The following is an 18,208-nucleotide window of genomic DNA, read 5'->3' as shown; positions in this document are numbered from 1 at the left end:
GGCGGGCCATATGGGAAAAAAAAGTTTAAGCGACGAGGAATGGAATGCATTCGTGGAAAAGAATGGCGGCACGGTTTTCCACCGGACGGAATTTGCGGAATTACTGCACGAATGTTTGGGCTATGAGCCCATAATGCTTGCGGAAAAAAGCGGCGGAAAAATCGAGGGCGTTTTTCCGGCAATGAAGGCAAGGCATGCGTTGTTCGAGCACCTCATTTCAATGCCCCCGAATTACCCGAAGTTTTACGAGGGCGGGCCGCTCGGCAGTGAAAAGGCAAAACGCCGCCTGGCCGAAAAGTTTGCGGCTGAATCAAAAGGCTGTGTCGCGTGCTTCTGCAGGGTCGAAAGCCTGGAAGACGCAAAAATTTTTGAAGAACTCGGATTTGAAAAAAAGGCTTTTTCTGCAACGGTTGCCGAAATCGGCAAAAGCGGGGAGGAAATCTTTTCGGCATACCACAAGAAAACGCGTAATGCCGTGAGGAAAGCTTACGGCCAGGGCTTTTCAATAAGGGAAGCCAAAGCAAGCGGCGACATCAAAACTTTTGCCGCAATGTACGAAAAGACCATGGAAAAGCTTGGGGCCGGAAAAACCTTCAACGAAAAATTCTTCCTCAAGGCGGAAGAACTGCTGTTCAAAAAAGGCCTGGGCACGATCCTGCTTGCCGAACTTGAAGGCAGAGCCGTTGCGGGAACCATGCTGCTGTTTTCAAAGGCAGGCAAAACGTGCCATTACTTCAGTTCGGCGTCGGATGAAAGATTTTTGGGCAGAAACCCGAACAACTTTTTGCTCAACGAAGCCATGCTGTTTGCAAAAAAACGCGGCTGCGAATTTTTTGACTTCGGAACCTCCGCAACGGAAGAGCTTGAGCGGTTCAAGGAAAGGTTCGGCGGAAAGCCCAGGGAGTTTTATACAATGCAGAAAATCAACGACCATGCAAAGTGGGCCGCGTGGCAGGTTTCGCTCAAGGCGTACGGGATTGCAAAGGGGCTGCTGTAAAATGAACGGAACTTTGCCCGGCATAGTTTCAATGTTCCGGTTTTCCGATTTGCTCGGAAACTATTCGGCTGAAAACTTTGCGCGCGCGGAAAGGCTTGCCTCGGAAAAAACCGGCGCACCGCACGCGATAATTGCCGGTTCGGGGAGCACCGCGCTTTGGATTGCATTGAAGGCGCTCGGATGCAAAAAGGTCGCATTGCCGGCATTCACCTGCCCCTCGGTTTTCCTCGCAGTGCAGAAGGCCGGCGCAAAGGCAATCCTGGTTGACGTGGAAACGGAAACTTTCGGGATGGATTTTGATGCGATTCCGAAAAGCGCGGACTGCGCCGTGGCGGAGCACGCCTACGGCATTCCGCTGGACACGAAAAAAATAATTGAAGCGAATGAAAGGCTGCCTGTTGCAGAGGATTTCGTGCGCGGCTTCGGCTCGGAATTCGACGGCAAAAAAATCGGGTGCAACGGAACGGCAGGATTCATCAGCTTCGGTTTCGGGAAAAGTTTCGGCGCCGGAAAAGGCGGAATGCTTTTCACGAAGGACGGAAAAATCGCGGAAAAGGCAAGGCGGCTGCTTGCAGGCCTGCCAAAAAACGGCTTCGGCATTGCCGAAATGAAAGCGTTTTGCGGTTATGGCTCGGCGAATGAATGGACTTATCCATTGCTCAGAAAATTCCACAGGCCGGCAGGATGGGGCGCGGAGCTTGCGCGCGCGGACAATGTTGCGGTGCAGGTTTTCCTGAACCAGCTGGAAAGGTTTGATTCCGTTGCAGAACTGAGGCACAATAATTTTTGCGCATTGCACAAAAGGCTGTCAAAAAGCCGTAAAGCGGTGCTTCCGGCCATAAAAAAAAGAAAAATCGCCGCACCGTACTTTCCGGTTGTGCTGCAGGGCATTGAAAGGCGGATGGCGATTGAAATGTTTGCAAAAGCCGGCCTCACAGTGAACCCCAAATTTCCAATGCCGTTGAACAAGGTTTTCGGCGTGAAAGGAAGGTTTCCAAACGCGGAAAGGACAGCTGGAACTTACATCGAAATCCCGCTCACACTGCCGGAAAAAAAGTTTGCCGGAATCGCGGAAAAGGCGGCGGAAATACTGGGATGAGCCTGCACATCCCGGTGTTTTGCTTGTTTGCCCTTTTTTCCGCCGGTTGCCTGCACAAAATAAAGGTTCAGCGTTTAGCCAAGGCATTGTAAATTGGCACAAATATGCCGACAACTATTGCGCCGATAATGAATGCCATAACCAGCCCAGACAAAAAGCCTGCAGCCTCAAAAGGCCTGGGTTCAATCGGAATGTTTGAGTGGATCATTGAAGTGAACAGGCCCATAGCCGCGCCCGGAAAAGCATAGATTGCCGCGGCACAGATAATTGAAAGCGCAACCCCGGTTAATCCGCCTGCAACCGCCCCGGATTTAATGTCAAGTTTTTCAGCCATCAAAAAACACCTCTCGCTGATTTTGCCATGTATTTTAAGGCCCGGTTGTTTAAATACTTTTGGCAGGCGGGGCAGGCGGGTTTTGGGCCGGGTCAGCGTTTTTTGCCTGCAAGCATGGTTTCAACTGTGTCGGCAAGAAGCTTTCCGCCGACCGCCGACGTTTTTTGGTAAAGCGATTCGACTGAATCGTTTTTTTCGATTCTGACCTTTGCCTGTGCGAGGATTTTTCCGGAATCGACCTTTTCCGACATGAAATGAATCGTAACGCCAGTTTCGGTTTCCTTGGCCGCCAGGGCGCGGTGGATTGGGAAACTGTTGCCAAACTTCGGCAGCAGGGAACGGTGCAGGTTTATGGCCGGGCAGACTCCAAGGGCATCTTTTTTCAGTATCTGGTTGAAGCCGGCGCAGACAACCAAATCGGGGGCAAGCCGATTTAGGAGTGCAATGGTTTTTGCGGAATTCATGTCCCTGATTTTGTGCACTTCGATTTTGTTTTGCGCGCACAGGCGTGTGATTGACTTTTGCCTTCCGGAAAGCATTCCCGCAAGCCTTGCAAGCAGGGCTTTGGGAAGGCGGAGCAGGCCGAACTTGAGAACCCGCTTGAGGTTTTTTCCGAAGCGTTCAGCCGGAACACCGTCAACAAAGACCGCGCAGATATCAGCCGGAGCGCGCCTGAAAAGCGGCTCAAGGATTTCAAAATTGTTCGCGGTTTCCGCGGTGAGAACCACGATTTTTTTCGGCATCATCAGGATTATATGGCAAAAGCTTGAAAACAATTCGCATAGCGGGGGAGGGTCAGGATTACCTTAAAACTGGGGATGGGGTGGACCCCCTCCGCGGTTTAGAAAATCGAAAATTGTACCATGCAGGCGCGAGGGCGCTTGCATTTTTAAAGGCTTGGAACGCCAATATCTAAGAAAGGAAAAAGGGCTGAACCACATGGCTAAATTCTTCATAATCGGGGGCTGCGGCTTCATCGGAAGCCACATTTCAAGGCAGCTTCTGGCCGAAGGCGACGAGGTCGTGTGCTTCGACGCTTTCCTCAACTTCATTGACCCGCTCAAAAGCAATTACGAAAAAATTTTGAAGGCACGGCTTGCCGACATAAAGGACAAGGTCAAAATCATCCGCGGTGACATAAGGCACAAGGGCGGCCTGCTCCGCGCGCTCCGTGAGGAAAAGCCCGAAATAGTGATCCATCTGGCGGCGCTGCCGATCGCAACCAAAAGCAACGAGTTTCCCGAGGATGCGATAAGCATAAACCTTGACGGCCTTGTCAACGTGCTCGAAAGCCTGCGCGAACTCGGAAGCGTGAAAAGGTTCGTTTACACTTCTTCAAGCTTCGTCTACGGCGACTTTGTGAAAGAAGTTGCGGACGAGGAGCATCCCCTGAACCCGATTGACATTTACGGCGGCACAAAGCTTGCGGGCGAGGTGCTGACGAAAGCTTATTCGAAAAAGTTCGGCATCGATTACACTATAATCAGGCCGTCCGCGGTTTACGGTCCCGGCGACGCCAACCGGCGCGTGTCCCAGGTTTTCGTGGAAAACGCCCTGAAAGGCGAGCCATTGAAGCTTTTTGACGGCGGCCTGGAAAAAGTGGATTTCACGCATGTTACAGATGCCGCGAACGGTTTTGTGCTCGCATCAAAATCCGCGAAGGCGAAAAACGAGACGTTCAACATCACTGCAGGGAATGCCCGCACCATACGGGAATTCGCGGAAATCGTCGCAAAGCACGTGCCGAACGCAAAATTCGTTGAATCCGGCACTGACATCCGCAGGCCGAAAAGGGGTTCGCTGAGCATTGAAAAGGCGAAGAGGCTGATCGGGTTTTCGCCGAAAACCAATGTCGAGGAAGGCATAGCGAAATACGTTGAAGTTGTCAAGAAAACGGGCTGACATGATGCCGGCTGTGAAAGTTCCCTTGTGCGTGCCGTCAATCGGTGAAGAGGAAATAAGCGAGGTTTCCGCTGTACTGCGCTCAGGCTGGCTGGCGCACGGCCCCAAAAACGCGGAATTCGAAAAGCTGTTCTCGGATTATGCCGGCGTGAAGCATGCAATCGCAATGAACTCGTGCACTTCCGCATTGCATGCCGCGATTCAGGCGCTCGGCCTCAAAGGCGAAATAATCGTGCCGAGCTTCACGTTTGTGGCAAGCGCCAATGCGATCGTAACGGCCGGCTGCACGCCGAGGTTTGCCGACATAGATTACGGGACGTGCAATGTTTCCCCGCAGGCAGTCGAAAAGGCGATAGAAAAAAAAACGGTTGCCATAATGCCCGTGCACTTCGCGGGCCAGGCGTGCGAAATGGATGAAATAATGGAGATTGCGGAAAAGCACGGCCTTGCAGTGATAGAGGATTCCGCGGAGGCAGTCGGCGCGGAGTTTTCGGGCAAAAAAACCGGAAGCTTCGGCGATGCGGGCTGCTTTTCGTTTTATCCGACAAAAAACATCACGACCGGCGAGGGCGGAATGCTCACGACAAACGATGACGCTGTTGCGGAGAAGGCGAAAGCCCTGAAGGCGCATGGCATTTCGTCAAGCGCGTTCGAACGCGAAAGGAAGGAAAGGCCGTGGCTGAGGCAGGCGGAGGTTGCGGGCTACAATTTCAGGCTGTGCGACGTGCTTGCGGCAATCGGCGTCGCGCAAATGAAAAAGGTCGACAGGCTGAACGATGAGAGAAAGGCGATTGCGAAAAAATACGGCAGGGCATTCGCCGGCATTGATGCATTGGATCTGCCGGTCGAAGCCGAAAAATGCAGGCACGTTTACCAGATGTACACTGTCAAGGTTGGGAAAAAAACCGACAGGCAGGCGTTTGTCGGAAAATTGCGCGAAAGCGGGGTGCAGGCGTCCGTGCACTTCGATCCGCCAGTGCATTTGCAGCCGTACTACAAAAACATCGGCGGAAAGAAAGGCGGGCTTGCCGTTACGGAAAACGTCGCGGAAAGGATTGTCACGCTTCCGATTTTTGCCGGCATGAGCGAAGAGCAGGTTGATTGCGTCGTTTCGGCCGTTGAAGGCGCGCTCAAAGGCTGACTTCGGCGGAAACGGGTGTTTTTGTGGCACAGATTGAAGGATTCATTAAAAACTTTTTTTTCGAGCAGGGCAAGAAGCTCTGGATTATCGGAATAAGCCTTGCTTACACATATCTTGTCGCAAATTTTCTTGGCCCGGAAGAATACGGCCTTGTGACATACTTCATCAGCTTCGTGGCGAGCCTCGCCAACCTGTTCGGCCTGTATTTTTTGCAGAATGTTTTCCAGACGTTCAATCCGCGGTACAAGTCCAGGGAATTTTTCGGCCTGCTGATGAAGGTACAGCTCGCGGTTGTCCTGCTCATCGGCGCGGCAATCTGGCTGTTCGCCTCTGATATCACTCTGTTCCTTGAAAAGAAAGATGTTTTCCTTCTGCAGGCAAGCGTCCTCACAATACTGACCATGCCGGCATACATGAGTTTCCTTTTCCTGATGCGCACGTTCAAGCAGTTCAAGAAAACCATGGTTGCGGAAGTCATCATGAATTCCTCAAACCTTTGCCTTGCCCTGCTACTGGTAGTCGCACTCAAGTTCGGGGGCATTGGCGTGATTTACGCGCAGTTCACCGCTTCAATGATAGCGCTTGCATTGCTGTACGCGCAGTACCGGAAGCTGCCGTTCGAGGACAAGCCCATAAATTTCGGGGAAATCGCAAGGTTTTCGGTTTTTTCCCTGCCGACAAGTTTTTTGAGCAGGGCCTATGACACGTTCTTCAACATAGTGCTCGGATTGTCTGCGGGAGCGGCACAGCTCGGTTATTTCTACATAATACAGAAGATTGCGAATGTTTTCATCGGCACGGGCAACTCGGCACTGGACGACGTCCTTCACCCGTACGTCATGGAAAAAAACGCGGAAAAGAAAACCCTTGAAAACTTCATTTCAATGAACATAAAGGCAAGCATATTGCTGGCGCTCGGCCTGGGCGCAGTCAGCACCGCCGCGGCATACGTTTTCGTGCCCTTGCTTTTGCCAAAATACGCGCCCGGCCTTTATCTCCTGCCCTTGTTCGTGATTGCCATAGCCGTGCAGTCGGCGACAGCCATCGGCCAGATTTTCATCAGCATAAACAGGATAGAGTTCAGGCTCGCGACAAACGTCATCGCCTTGCTCGTCTGCATACCATACGGCTTTCTTGTCGCGATAAAGTCAGGCCTCCCCGGCGCGATCTCGCTCATGGCATTGTACGCTGCACTGCAGGGCGGCGCAGGCTATTATTTTGCAAAACGGCTCGGTTACAGCATCGAAATCATTCCGAAGCCGAAAGACGCGAAATTTTTCGCTTCAGCCGTTGCCGCGGTAATGCTCAAAAATTTCGCAAGGAAAAATCAATAAGGTTTAATACACGGCTAGAAAACAAATATTTGGCCAACAGGCTGCAAGAGAATGGCAGAAAACTAAACGCAATTAAATATTTTTAAAGAAAAAATTTGAAAAGAACGGTGGCAGGATTGAAAATACTCGGAATCTCGTTCAACAGGATGCACGACTCGGGCGCTGCGCTCATAGAGGACGGAGTCCTGAAAGCGGTCGTCAACGAGGAACGCCTGACAAGGGTGAAAGTAGAGGGCAGGTTTCCGGCGCTTTCCATTCAAAAAGTCCTTGAAATTTCCGGCACGAAACCGGAAGAGATTGACGCAATAGCTTATTCCGGCTCGGATGGCCACAGCTTCGAACGCTTCGCAAAAGAGGAGTTCCTCTGCAATAAAAGCGCGGCGCACTGGCTCAAAATCTGCGCGTCAATGGCTTTGAAGGCGCCGCAGTTGAGGGCGCAGGCGATGTCCGGCATAAAATCCGAACTCAAAAAAATCGGAATAGCCGAAAAACCCGTGACTTACGTGGACCACCACGCATCGCACGCCTTCGCCGCGTATTTTGCGTCCGGCTTTGAACAGGCAACTGTCGTGACCGTCGACGCGGGCGGCGACAAGCTTTCCTCGACAATTTTCAGGGCGGAGCACGGAAAACTCGAACCGGTCGCGGAAAGCCTTGCGTGCGATTCCTTCGGCAGCATCTGGGCAAGGCTCATCGCAGTCTACGGCTTCAAGCCCGCGACAGAGGCAGGAAAATTCATGGGCCTCGCAGGCTATTCGCAGAAAAAAGACCTTTCCGCGGAAACAGGAATACTTGAAAAGCACGTTTTCCTTGACGAAAGCGGGCTGCGCTTCGTCAAGCCGGAAGGAAGAAAACAGCTGTATCATGCGAGATTCGAGCCTGAAGCGATGTATTACAAAAAGCTGTTTGAAACATTCAGGACGGAAGACGTTGCTGCGGCACTGCAGAGGTTCACGGAAAAAATAATCTCAAAGCTTGTCAGCAATGCAGTGAAAAAAACCGGCATAAGCGACGTGTGCCTGTGCGGCGGGGTTTTCGCGAACGTGCGCGCAAACCAGCGCATCTATGAAACGGGCGGCATCGGAAAAATGTTCGTCTATCCAAACATGTCGGACGCAGGCCTGGGCGAAGGCGCGGCATTGAAAGTCTGGGCGGAAAGCATGACAGAGCACGGCGAAGAGCCGAAACCGCACGCAATCAAGGACATGTACCTTGGCCCGGGCTATTCGGAAAAGGAAATAGAAAACGCGATAAATGGATTCGGCCTCTCCGGCCGGGCGGAAAAGGCGCGCGACGTTGAAAAGGAAATAGCGGGACTGCTGCTTGAAAACAAGGTCATTGCAAGGTTCAATGGCAGGATGGAAGCCGGGCCGAGAGCGTTGGGAAACCGCTCCATATTGTACCAGCCCAAGGACCCGACGACAAAGGACTGGCTCAATGAAAGGCTTTCGAGAACGGAATTCATGCCGTTCGCGCCCGTCACTATGCGGGAGTTTGCGGAAGAATGCTACAGGGGATTCGACTGGGAAAAATGCATTCCGGCAAGGTTCATGATAGTGAGCCTGGACTGCACAGACCGCATGAAGAAAGACATGGCGGGCGTGGTGCACGTCGACGGAACCGCAAGGCCGCAGATAATCGACAAAAACGCGAACCCAAGCTATTACAAAATACTCGAGGAATTCAAAAAGCTCAGCGGCCTGCCGTCAATAATCAACACGTCATTCAACATGCACGGCGAACCCATAGTCTGCTCGCCGGAAGACGCGATAAGGTCTTACTTGCAGGGCGGCGAGGACTGCCTAGCAATCGGAAACTGGATTGTGAAGTGAAGGCAATGATTGTCGAAAAAGAAATCACCGCAAAAAATTGCACTGCCGCATTCAACTCGCTCAAGGCAGCGCTCATCTCGGACGGGTGGGTTGAAAAACACGAGGAACCGGATTCGTTCGAATTCGAAAAAATGGCCGGGGACACCAAGTTTCCGGAAAACCACAAAATAACATGGCTTGCGAGGGCAACAAAAGGCGAAGGAAAAATTCTCGCAGAAATCGAGGTTCCGTTGTTCGTGGACTGGCAGTATTCAAGAAAACGCATTGAAAAGGGATGGCGGCCAATAGAGAAACATGTGCTTGCGGAGCAAAAAAAATGACGGTGGAAGGATTGCTGGCAAAACTTTTCAATTTTCTGAAAATAAGGGCTGTCCTGGAAAGGCTTGAAAAAGCCCACGTGCAAAGCAAAAACCTGAAACTGGCGCGCGCCATGAAAGGTTTCGGCAGGGCGAGCTATTTCAAGGGCCGCGTTGAAATCTCGCATCCCGAATGCGTGAGCATCGGAGAGAACAGCTGCCTTGACAGCGGAACGAAACTGCGGGGAACAGGCAGCATAACAATCGGAAACAACGTGCGCGCCGGCGAAAATCTTTTTGTGATAAGCGACAACCACGACTACGAAGGAGAAGAGCTGCCCTACGGCAAAACCCGCATAAAAAAGCCGGTCAGGATTGGCGACAATGTCTGGATCGGCTCGAACGTGACAATCCTTGGCGGCGCGGCTGTCGGAGAGGGCGCGGTCATAGGCGCGGGCTCGGTCGTGGTGAAAGACGTTCCGGCATGCGCGGTGGTTGCAGGCAACCCGGCACAGGTGAAAAAGTTCAGGGACAAGAAAAAATATGAAAGGCTTAAGGCGGAAAAAAAATTTAATTCGGAAAAAAACCCGTGGAGATAAGGTCCGCGGGAGGCCGTCTGAAATGGCAAAGGGAAAAAAGGGAGTTGCTTTTGTGGGCAAGGATTTTTCAAAAAACTATTATACGGGCCTGAAAGGCATTTACTTCCACGGCATTCTGAAAACAATTGCCGGAATCGCGAGACTTGACCGGCGCAACGTCAGGATTTTGGATTTTGGCTGCGGTTGCGGAGAACTGAAGAAACTGCTCGGCGAAAAGGTAACGGGTTTTGACGTTTTGCCCGAACTTTCCGATGTCAAGGACTGGAGAGCCGTTGATTTTGACGTTGTTGCCGCCAACGAGGTGTTTTATCTTTTTTCGGAAAAAGAGCTTGAAAAGATTTTGCGGGAATTCAAGGCAAAAAATCCCGGCACGGAATTGGTTGTTGGAATTGCCCGCCAAAACCTGTTGGGCGGAATTTTGGCGGTATTGGCGGGAGAGCCGGACGCCCATTCCAATACCCTGTTGCCGCCGCAAAAAGAGTTGGAAATACTGCAAAGGCATTTCCGGTTAAAGGCGCGCAAAAGCGTTTTTTGGTTGTGCGACGTGTTTTACTTCGGGCCGCGGAGGGAATCCGGTGGATAAGGCGCTTGCCGGAATACTTGTCCTGGCCCTGGCAGTTTCGCTCTTCGGCATAAACCATCTGCTGGTCGACGACGAGGCAATCAACGAGTTCACGGCAGGCATAATAGCAAAGGGCGGCTATCCGGAATACCAAGATCATCCTCCGGCAGGGCCCGTATCGTTTTACCTGTTCTCGCAGGCAAGAAATGCGCTTTCCGGCTTGGGCGTTTCTCCGCCGATAAGGCTGCTTTCCGTCCTTTACGGACTGCTCCTGATTGCGCTCACGTTCAGGTTTGCCCTGCTCGCGTTTGACAGAAAAACCGCGATAATCTCCTCGGCCATAATAGCATTCAGTTTCTACGGCCTGCTGGCAAGGAACATAATCGACATTGACGGCAACCTGCTCACGCTCCTCATCACTGCTTCGCTTTACTTCTATTACAGGGCGCACATAGGGAGGGAAAACCGGAACAGCCTGCTGGCGATGTCGGGAATTTTCTTCGGCCTTGCAATGCTCACAAAATACACCGCCATCGCGATAATTCCGGCAATCGCGGTTTTTGAACTGCTCGGCGGAAAAAAACCCGAATGGAAGGGCGTTGCGGCGGCGGCTGCAATAGGCATTGCGCTTTTCGCAATCTTTCCGGCCATATCGTTTGCCACCGGAAATGAAAGCGTTTTCCTGAAAACAATCGAATGGGGCGGAAAAAACGTTTCCGGCGGCGGAAACATTCCCGTTGAAACCGCTAAGGCCGGTTTCAAGCACGTTTACAGGATAGCCGAATACGGCGGGCCGTTGCTGTTTTTCCTGCCGCTGCTCGGCCTGCTTTCAAAGCAGAGAAAAAAAGCCCTGATTTTCTGGGCGTTTGCAATTGCCGCGCTCGCAATGTTCATCCTGCTCGCGCAGAAAGGCCAGATTGAAAGGAACCAGATGATAATCCTGCCCGCGCTTTCCATTCTCGCCGGCGCGGTTGCGGCGGAAAACCTCGAAAGCCTGAAAAAAAACATTCATGTTATTGCCGGCTCCGCGCTCGCATTTGCGGCCGTGCTTTTTGCGTTCCAGGTTTTCAGGCTGCATGAAACCTTCAGCATCGAGCATTTCGATTTCGCGCTCGCATTGAAAAATCCTGACGTCTGGCTTGCCGGAACGTCCGGCCCGCTTGTGATAATGGCATTGTGGGGTTTGCTCTTCACAACAATCGCCGCGCTTGTCCTGTCGGCGGTTTTCCTGCTCGCAAAAAGCGGAAAGGCGAAGGCGCTTGCTCTTGCACTCATGATCGGGTTGGGCATCGCGTTCAACGCCGTGCTCCTGTCGGAATACCTTTTCTTTGCGACAACCCCGGACTACAACCAGACCATGAACGGCATGGCGGAATTCTTCCATGAACGCGGCGGCATCAAGCCGGTTTTTTCAACCAACGAGGACCTCGCGTTCTATGCGGGTGAAGGCTTCGGGTCATTTTACCACCTCGACAAGAGCAAGAGCATGCAGATGCTTGAAGGCGGCGGAACCGCTCTTTTCCTCAACCTGCCGCCCCGCAGGGGAAACGATGCGTGGCTTGAACTGCAAAAAAAATGCCCGCTTGCCAAAACTTTTTATTCAAAAGGATACGAAACGGGCTTCGTTTTTTCGTGCCCTAAACAACAATTAAAATAGTTGATTGCGGATAAATGGAAACGGTGCCGATGGAAAAGCTTGAAAGCCTCTCGATATTCTTTCCCGCCTACAACGACGGGGGAACCATAAAAAAAATGGTGCTGGACGCCGCGGCAACAGCCGCAAAGGTTGCAAAAAAATTCGAAATCATAGTCGTCGACGACCGGAGTCCGGACAACAGCGGAAAGATTGCCGACGGACTCGCAAAAAAGCATTCTTTCCTCAGGGTGGTGCACCACAAAAAGAACATGGGATACGGGGGAGCTTTGAAGTCGGGCTTCAGGGCGGCGAGGCACGAATGGGTTTTCTACACTGATGGAGATGCGCAGTACGATGCGAAAGAGCTTGAAAGGCTCGTTGAAAAGCAGCGTAAAACCCACGCAGACGTTGTCAACGGATACAAGATAAAAAGAAGCGACAGGCGGCATCGCGTCATTCTCGGCAACATGTACAACGGATTTTCAAGGCTCATGTTCGGCATAAAAATCAGGGACATCGACTGCGATTTCAGGCTCATCAGGAAAACTTTTGTCGACCGCATCGGCCTCAGGTCGGATTCGGGCGTCATCTGCATTGAAATGGTGAAAAAACTGCAGATGGCCGGGGCTGCCTTTGAAGAAGTCGGAGTGCACCATTATCCCAGAACGCATGGCAGCAGCCAGTTTTTCAGGCCCGTGCACATATTAAAAGTCTTTTACGGCTTATTTGTTCAATGGATCCGCCTTGTGGTGTTCGGGTGGACGCGCGATTACGGTGGGAAAAGGAATGGCTGAGCAGACTAAAAAGTTCGCTGGCGCCAACGTCATGATTACGGGCGGCCTCGGCTTCATCGGCAGCAATCTCTGCCACAAACTCGTTGCATTGGGCGCGAAAGTGCAGGTCGTCGATTCCCTGATTCCAAGCTACGGCGGAAACCCGTTCAACGTGCAGGAAATAAAGGGCAAGATCGACATAAACATCGCTGACATCCGTGACGAGAACAGCATGAACTGCCTTGTGAAGGACAAAGACTACATTTTCAACCTCGCCGGGCAGGTAAGCCACCTTGACTCAATCAATGACCCCTACACGGATTTGGAAATAAACTGCAGGAGCCAGATGACATTGCTTGAGGCGTGCAGGAAAAACAACGACAACGTCAAGGTCGTTTTTGCGGGCACGCGAAGCGAATACGGCAGGACGGAATACCTGCCGGTTGACGAAAAGCACCCGTTCAATCCGACCGACGTGAACGGCATAAACAAGATTGCAGGCGAAATGTACCACCTCGTTTACAACAGGGTGCACGGCATCAAGGCAAGCTCTCTGCGCCTGACCAACACTTTCGGGCCGAGGCAGATGATGAAAAACGACAGGCAGACATTCCTGGCATGGTTCATGAGGCTTGCGATTGACAACAAGACGATAAAAATTTTCGGCGACGGAAAACAACTGAGGGACTTCAACTATGTCGACGACGCGGTGGATGCGTTCCTGCTTGCCGCGGCCAGCGAAAAGGCGGACGGCGAAGCATTCAACCTCGGCTCCGGAAACGGAGTGAGCGTGCTGGACATAACAAAAAAGCTGATTGCTGTGGCGGGCACTGGAAAGCTTGAAATGGTGCCGTTCCCGCCGGAAAAGAAAAAAATCGAAATCGGCGACTATTACGCGGATTATTCGAAGGCGAAAAAAATTCTCGGCTGGGAACCGAAGGTTCCGCTTGACGCGGGCCTGAAAAAAACAATCGATTACTACAGGAAATTCAAGGCGCATTACTGGTAGGGAAAAGCGCGGATGCAATGGAAAAGAGTGGCGTGTTCGCATGATAAAGTTTTTCGACCTGACAAGGCAATACGAAAGCATGAAAGAGGACCTGGACCACGCGGTTTCAAAGGTTTTGCAGAACGGCTCGTTCATTCTCGGCGGGGAAGTCAGGGCGTTTGAAAAAGAATTTTCAGGCTATTGCGGCACAAGGCACGGTGTCGGGGCCGCGAACGGAACGCAGGCAATCGAGATAGCGCTGAGGGCATCAGGCGTGAAAGCCGGCGACGAGGTCATAACGGTTGCCAACACGGCCTATCCGACCGTGCTCGCAATCCTTGCATGCAATGCAACCCCGGTCTTTGCCGACACCCAAAAGGAAACGTTCCTGGTTGAACCGGGCGAAATCGGGAAAAAAATTTCCAAAAAAACCAAGGCAATCGTGCCGGTGCACCTCTACGGCCAGGCGTGCGCAATGGATGAAATAATGGAAATCGCGCAAAAGCACGCGATTCCCGTCATCGAGGACTGCTGCCAGAGCCATGGCGCGGAATTCAATGGAAAAAAAACCGGAAGCTTCGGAAGCGCGGGATGCTTTTCGTTTTATCCGACAAAAAACCTCGGATGCTACGGCGACGGCGGAATGATCGTGACAAAAGACAGGGCTTTGGCGGAAAAAATGGCGATGCTCCGCGATTTGGGCCAGAGCAAAAAAAACGTTCACGATGTTTATGGTTTGAACAGCAGGCTCGACGAACTGCAGGCGGCAATCCTGCGCAAAAAGCTCCTGCGCCTTGACAAGTGGAATGAGCGGAGAAGGGAAATAGCGAAAACTTACATCGGCGGCATGACAAACCCGAAAATCCAGACCCCGGATCAGTCCGGCAGGCGGCACGTTTTCCATTTGTTCGTTGCGAAAAGCGAAAAGCGCGACACGCTCAAGGCGCACTTTGAAAGGAACGGCGTGCAGACGCAGATTCACTATCCGATACCATGCCATTTGCAGAAAGCCTCTGCCGGCAAAGTGAAGGCAGGAAAGCTGCCGGCCACGGAATGGAACGCAAAGCGCATACTCTCACTGCCCATTTACCCTGAACTCGGCGGAGAGGAAATCTCAAAAGTCATTGAAGCCGCAAACTCGTTCAGGTAGCGGCAGCCAAAAAATTTTCTGCCAATGACAAAAGGCGCGGTTATGCAAATAAACAAGAAAGAAATACCGGCGACCATTGCGGTTCTGCTGTTATTGCTTCTGGGCCTTGAAATTACTGCAAGGGTTTTCCTCGCGCCATACGAACAGCCGCTTTGCATTTTCCAGGCTGATGGAAAGCTGGGCTTCAGGTTCCAGCCGAACGCGCAGGCAACACTGGAAAAACAGGAATACAGGGCAAGCATCAAAACGAATTCGCTTGGCTTCCGCGGCCCGGAGCCGTCAGCCGAAAAAACAAAAACCAGGATTCTGGTGCTGGGCGACTCGTGGGTTGTCGGCCAGGGCGTTGCCGAAGAAAAGACTTTCACAAGAAAGCTTGAAAACTATCTTGCCGCGGAAGGCGGAAGCGTTGAAACGATAAATGCGGGAACAAGCGCTTACGGCACAAGGCAGGAACGGATAATGCTTGAAGGCCTCATGCCGGAAATAAAACCCGACGTCGTTTTACTGGCATTCTACAACGGCAACGATTTTTCCGAAAACAATGATGACTTCCTCAAAACAACTGTCGTGAATGGCTGCATTGGCAGGGGAAGCCTTTTCGACAAGGCGAAGGCATTCGTTTTCAAGAATTCCAGGCTCGCATACTTTGTCGAAAAAAGGCTTGAACTCATAGAACCGTTCAAGACTGTTTTCAGGGCAACCGGCATAAGCGATTCCGCTCTGCCGGATTCAATGGCCATGATGAAAAAAAACAAGGGCATGGAATTTTCCGGAAGGACCGGAAAAAGGGAGCTTACCGAAACCGAACTGCAGAAAATGAAAAAAGCCGCGGAAAGCGCAGGCGCAAAGTTTGCAATTGCAGTCATTCCGGCGCGCATGGAAGTTGACGGCACGGAACTTGAAAAGGCCGCCGGCTATTTCGGCGTTCCCGCGCAAGAGCTTGACGAAAACCGCATTCCCGAATACTGGAAGTCTTTTTCGGAACAAACCGGAATTCCGATTCTATACCTTGGCAGAGACGCGGGCGCGCAAAGCGCAATGTATTTCGCGGGGGACGGCCACTGGAACGAAAAAGGCCACGCTTTCGCAGCGGAAAAAATCGCGCAATTCCTGCAGGCAAGCTTTACTGTTAAATAGCTGCCAAATGCCAAGACCGCAAAATCAGAACTGGAAATAGATGAACTGCGAGTTGAATGCCGGCATGAAAATTATCAGCGAAAACACTGCCAGGACGATGAACGCAATCCAGTACCTGAACCGGAAGGAATAAATCCATTCAATCGTGTCCTTTTTGAGATAGCTCAGGGCATGAATGAATGCGAAGGCGGCAATCAGAAACAATGCAAGGGAATTGGCTTCGAGCAGGCCCAGGGTTTTCGCGTTGAAAACGAAATCAAATAGCACGAATTTTTGCGCGGCATAGGCAAGTGAAGAAAAGCCGCGGACACGGAAAAGGAGCCAGCCGAAAAAGACAAGGTACTGCGTCAGCAGCAAACAGAAAACCTTTCCCGGCAGGGATTTGAGGAAACGCAAAATGGAGGACGGGAACACGCGAAAGCCCGACAGGAATTTATGCATTGCCAGCAGAGCACCGTGGAAAAAACCCCACAATACAAAATTCCAGGCCGCGCCGTGCCACAGACCCATCAATGCCATTGCCGCGAGCTGGTTAGCGTAAGTGCGGATTTTTCCCTTCCTGCTGCCGCCGAGCGGAATGTAAATGTAGTCGCGGACCCAGCTTGAAAGCGAGATATGCCACTTGCGCCAGAACTCCGAAGGCGATTTCGCAAAATACGGCTTGTCAAAGTTTTTCGCAAGCCGCAGGCCGAGCAGCCTTGCGCAACCAACGGCAATGTCGGTGTAGCCGGAAAAATCGCAGTAAAGCTGCACTCCGAAAGCGAGAGTTGCAAGCATTATCGGAACGCTTGAATAGCCAGTGGGGTCGGCAAAAACCGCGTTGACAAACGGTGCGATGTTGTCGGCAAAAACGACCTTTTTCACAATGCCCCATGCAATGAGCGTCAGGCCAAGCTTGATTTCAGGCCAGCGCAATCCGATCGGCTTTTTCAACTGCGGCAAAAAATCGGTTGCACGCGTTATGGGGCCGGCCAGGAGCGCAGGAAAAAATGAAATGTAAAGAAGGAAATCCAGGAATGATGCGGGCTTCAGCTTTCCGCGGAAAACGTCAAAATCATAGCTGATTGCAAGAAAAGTGAAAAACGAGATGCCGACCGGCAGGGCAATTGAAAGCAAAGGAAAGGCTGCCGGAACTCCCAGAAAAGCCGAAAGCCTGTTCGCGGAATCCAGCGCGAAATTTGCGTACTTGAAAAAGCCCAGGACAAGAAGATTGCCGGCAACGCCCAAAGCTAGAAAAAGCCTTTTCGAACCCGCGCCTTTCGCCTCAAAGATTTTTTTGCCGCAGAAAAACGAGAGAAGCGTTGAAAACAGCAGCAGGACAAACAGGAAACCGCTGTCAACAAAGTAAAAAAAATAGCCGGCCGCGGCGAGGAAAATGAACTGGGATTTCCGGTTGCGCAGAAGATGCACGCCCAGCAGCACTGCCGCCAGGAAAACCGCGAACTGGAAGCTGTTGAAAAGCATTCACGCACCCTTCAAAACGAAAAAAACAGTTCCAAGAAGCCTCGCCGCCTTGAAAGCCAGGATGTTAAGCACGAGAAAAAAAACTAGGTGCGGCCAAAAGCGCCGCCCTATGAAAAAAAACTGTTTCCTCCGCACGAAAAGCTGGGCGCAAATGAAAGCGAAGGCCGCGAGCAGGAAAAAAACATTCAAAATGCCCATGAAAAAGAATGCGAAAAAAATCGCGTCCGCGGGCAGGATTTTTGGAAAAAGCCCAAGCACAACGTGTTTCTGGCCCAAACCCAGGCCGCGCTGCCACGACTTCCGCAATACAGCGCGCAGGGAAGCCGGCTCCAGGTGCTTCCACACGGCATTGGGCTCATAAACAAGCCTCAGGCCCGAACGCCGCACCTTTTCCCCGAGAAGGGTATCCTCGCCCACGTCAATCCGTTCGTCAAAACCGCCCAGCTTTTCAACAACGCCCTTGCGGTACATCCATGCAGTGAACGGCTTGTAATCGGAAAACCTTGAGTCGAGCTCAGCCGCCCTGCACCTTGTCCAGGCGCTCTCATTGCGGTTGCGCACTTCAAGTTTGCCGATGACCCCGCCAACATCGGAATCCGAAAAATGCTTCAGGCAGTCGGCAAGGAAATTTTTCGAATAAACCGCGTCGGATTCGACGAAAAAAACTATTTCGTGCCTTGCTTTCCTGAGGCCGAGATTGCGCGCGCGCGACCTGCCGACATGGCCTGGCTCGATTATTTTCACGCCGAAGCCGCGGCAGATTTTCACGGTCGAATCCGAACTGCCGTCGTCCACGACGATTATTTCATCAAACTTTTTCGACTGCGCGAGCAAAGATTCAATGCAGCCGGCGACGAACTTTTCGCCGTTGAAAACCGGCAGGACAGCCGAAACGCGCATGAAAAAATAGATTGTGCGGACCAGTTAAAAAAGCCGAGCGTTTTGGTGCAAAAACCGAAATGAA

Annotated in this window: 18 protein-coding genes; 14 read left to right on the top strand and 4 right to left on the bottom strand. The window is 51.9% G+C overall.

Annotation, left to right across the window (positions count from 1 at the left end; translation table 11 throughout):
• Positions 1-10 precede the first annotated feature (10 nt).
• Together HY394_01835 and HY394_01830 are read left to right on the top strand one after the other, a co-directional pair.
• Positions 11-997: a peptidoglycan bridge formation glycyltransferase FemA/FemB family protein gene (locus HY394_01835; GenBank protein MBI4052756.1), complete on the top strand. Its 987-nt coding sequence runs from the start codon at positions 11-13 to the stop codon at positions 995-997.
• Position 998: 1 nt separating this feature from the next.
• A complete protein-coding gene (locus tag HY394_01830) occupies positions 999-2,096 on the top strand; it encodes a DegT/DnrJ/EryC1/StrS family aminotransferase (protein MBI4052755.1) in 1,098 nt (365 codons plus the stop codon).
• 67 nt (positions 2,097-2,163) lie between these two features.
• Here the strand turns inward: HY394_01830 and HY394_01825 are convergent, their stop codons facing one another.
• Positions 2,164-2,430: a hypothetical protein gene (locus HY394_01825; protein MBI4052754.1), complete on the bottom strand. Its 267-nt coding sequence runs from the start codon at positions 2,428-2,430 to the stop codon at positions 2,164-2,166.
• 92 nt (positions 2,431-2,522) lie between these two features.
• Positions 2,523-3,173 (bottom strand): hypothetical protein, encoded by a 651-nt coding sequence (locus HY394_01820; GenBank protein ID MBI4052753.1) that lies wholly within the window; start codon positions 3,171-3,173, stop codon positions 2,523-2,525.
• A gap of 196 nt (positions 3,174-3,369) precedes the next feature.
• Here HY394_01820 and HY394_01815 point away from each other — a divergent pair, with 196 nt between their 5' ends.
• The 12 genes from HY394_01815 (at position 3,370) to HY394_01760 (ending at position 15,780) form a co-directional block, all read left to right on the top strand.
• The gene (locus HY394_01815) at positions 3,370-4,332 is read left to right on the top strand and encodes an NAD(P)-dependent oxidoreductase (protein MBI4052752.1); all 963 of its coding nucleotides are present in this window, start codon (positions 3,370-3,372) and stop codon (positions 4,330-4,332) included.
• Positions 4,333-4,336: 4 nt separating this feature from the next.
• On the top strand, positions 4,337-5,473 hold the full coding sequence (locus HY394_01810) for a DegT/DnrJ/EryC1/StrS family aminotransferase (protein ID MBI4052751.1): 1,137 nt from the start codon (positions 4,337-4,339) through the stop codon (positions 5,471-5,473).
• 23 nt (positions 5,474-5,496) lie between these two features.
• Positions 5,497-6,807 (top strand): oligosaccharide flippase family protein, encoded by a 1,311-nt coding sequence (locus HY394_01805; protein ID MBI4052750.1) that lies wholly within the window; start codon positions 5,497-5,499, stop codon positions 6,805-6,807.
• A gap of 107 nt (positions 6,808-6,914) precedes the next feature.
• The gene (locus tag HY394_01800; GenBank protein ID MBI4052749.1) at positions 6,915-8,639 is read left to right on the top strand and encodes a hypothetical protein; all 1,725 of its coding nucleotides are present in this window, start codon (positions 6,915-6,917) and stop codon (positions 8,637-8,639) included.
• Between the two features lie 5 nt (positions 8,640-8,644).
• Positions 8,645-8,959 carry a hypothetical protein gene (locus HY394_01795; GenBank protein MBI4052748.1) on the top strand — a complete coding sequence of 105 codons (315 nt, stop codon included), beginning with the start codon at positions 8,645-8,647 and terminating at the stop codon, positions 8,957-8,959.
• Positions 8,960-9,069: 110 nt separating this feature from the next.
• On the top strand, positions 9,070-9,534 hold the full coding sequence (locus HY394_01790) for an acyltransferase (protein ID MBI4052747.1): 465 nt from the start codon (positions 9,070-9,072) through the stop codon (positions 9,532-9,534).
• Between the two features lie 22 nt (positions 9,535-9,556).
• Positions 9,557-10,117, top strand: coding sequence for a class I SAM-dependent methyltransferase (locus HY394_01785; protein MBI4052746.1), 561 nt, complete (start codon positions 9,557-9,559; stop codon positions 10,115-10,117).
• A complete protein-coding gene (locus tag HY394_01780) occupies positions 10,110-11,753 on the top strand; it encodes a glycosyltransferase family 39 protein (protein MBI4052745.1) in 1,644 nt (547 codons plus the stop codon). Before HY394_01785 ends, HY394_01780 begins: the two co-directional genes overlap by 8 nt.
• A 14-nt stretch (positions 11,754-11,767) precedes the next feature.
• Positions 11,768-12,526: a glycosyltransferase family 2 protein gene (locus HY394_01775; GenBank protein ID MBI4052744.1), complete on the top strand. Its 759-nt coding sequence runs from the start codon at positions 11,768-11,770 to the stop codon at positions 12,524-12,526.
• A complete protein-coding gene (locus tag HY394_01770) occupies positions 12,519-13,514 on the top strand; it encodes a GDP-mannose 4,6-dehydratase (GenBank protein MBI4052743.1) in 996 nt (331 codons plus the stop codon). The genes HY394_01775 and HY394_01770 overlap by 8 nt, the downstream gene beginning before the upstream one ends.
• Before the next feature lie 40 nt (positions 13,515-13,554).
• Positions 13,555-14,643, top strand: a complete 1,089-nt coding sequence (locus HY394_01765) for a DegT/DnrJ/EryC1/StrS family aminotransferase (protein ID MBI4052742.1) — start codon at positions 13,555-13,557, stop codon at positions 14,641-14,643.
• 42 nt (positions 14,644-14,685) lie between these two features.
• Entirely contained in the window at positions 14,686-15,780 is a 1,095-nt protein-coding gene (locus HY394_01760) for a hypothetical protein (GenBank protein MBI4052741.1), read from the top strand.
• A gap of 24 nt (positions 15,781-15,804) precedes the next feature.
• Here HY394_01760 and HY394_01755 read toward each other — a convergent pair whose 3' ends face one another.
• Both HY394_01755 and HY394_01750 read right to left on the bottom strand, forming a co-directional pair.
• A complete protein-coding gene (locus HY394_01755) occupies positions 15,805-17,244 on the bottom strand; it encodes an MBOAT family protein (GenBank protein MBI4052740.1) in 1,440 nt (479 codons plus the stop codon).
• Complete coding sequence (locus tag HY394_01750; GenBank protein ID MBI4052739.1) at positions 17,245-18,144, bottom strand: glycosyltransferase; 900 nt, start codon at positions 18,142-18,144, stop codon at positions 17,245-17,247.
• Positions 18,145-18,208 lie beyond the last annotated feature (64 nt).

The sequence above is a fragment of the Candidatus Diapherotrites archaeon genome (assembly GCA_016205145.1).
In the GTDB taxonomy this organism is placed as follows: domain Archaea; phylum Iainarchaeota; class Iainarchaeia; order Iainarchaeales; family JACQJH01; genus JACQJH01.
This window is presented reverse-complemented; position numbering and strand designations above follow the sequence as displayed.

What these genes read in the sequence shown, in the direction of transcription:
- HY394_01795 (MBI4052748.1), top strand. Translation starts at nt 8,645, where the DNA reads ATGATTGTCGAAAAAGAAATCACCGCAAAAAATTGCACTGCCGCATTC.
- HY394_01770 (MBI4052743.1), top strand. Translation starts at nt 12,519, where the DNA reads ATGGCTGAGCAGACTAAAAAGTTCGCTGGCGCCAACGTCATGATTACG.
- HY394_01790 (MBI4052747.1), top strand. Translation starts at nt 9,070, where the DNA reads ATGAAAGGTTTCGGCAGGGCGAGCTATTTCAAGGGCCGCGTTGAAATC.
- HY394_01835 (MBI4052756.1), top strand. Translation starts at nt 11, where the DNA reads ATGGGAAAAAAAAGTTTAAGCGACGAGGAATGGAATGCATTCGTGGAA.
- HY394_01760 (MBI4052741.1), top strand. Translation starts at nt 14,686, where the DNA reads ATGCAAATAAACAAGAAAGAAATACCGGCGACCATTGCGGTTCTGCTG.
- HY394_01775 (MBI4052744.1), top strand. Translation starts at nt 11,768, where the DNA reads ATGGAAACGGTGCCGATGGAAAAGCTTGAAAGCCTCTCGATATTCTTT.
- HY394_01810 (MBI4052751.1), top strand. Translation starts at nt 4,337, where the DNA reads ATGCCGGCTGTGAAAGTTCCCTTGTGCGTGCCGTCAATCGGTGAAGAG.
- HY394_01755 (MBI4052740.1), bottom strand. Translation starts at nt 17,244, where the DNA reads ATGCTTTTCAACAGCTTCCAGTTCGCGGTTTTCCTGGCGGCAGTGCTG.
- HY394_01830 (MBI4052755.1), top strand. Translation starts at nt 999, where the DNA reads ATGAACGGAACTTTGCCCGGCATAGTTTCAATGTTCCGGTTTTCCGAT.
- HY394_01785 (MBI4052746.1), top strand. Translation starts at nt 9,557, where the DNA reads ATGGCAAAGGGAAAAAAGGGAGTTGCTTTTGTGGGCAAGGATTTTTCA.
- HY394_01765 (MBI4052742.1), top strand. Translation starts at nt 13,555, where the DNA reads ATGATAAAGTTTTTCGACCTGACAAGGCAATACGAAAGCATGAAAGAG.
- HY394_01815 (MBI4052752.1), top strand. Translation starts at nt 3,370, where the DNA reads ATGGCTAAATTCTTCATAATCGGGGGCTGCGGCTTCATCGGAAGCCAC.
- HY394_01825 (MBI4052754.1), bottom strand. Translation starts at nt 2,430, where the DNA reads ATGGCTGAAAAACTTGACATTAAATCCGGGGCGGTTGCAGGCGGATTA.
- HY394_01820 (MBI4052753.1), bottom strand. Translation starts at nt 3,173, where the DNA reads ATGCCGAAAAAAATCGTGGTTCTCACCGCGGAAACCGCGAACAATTTT.
- HY394_01750 (MBI4052739.1), bottom strand. Translation starts at nt 18,144, where the DNA reads ATGCGCGTTTCGGCTGTCCTGCCGGTTTTCAACGGCGAAAAGTTCGTC.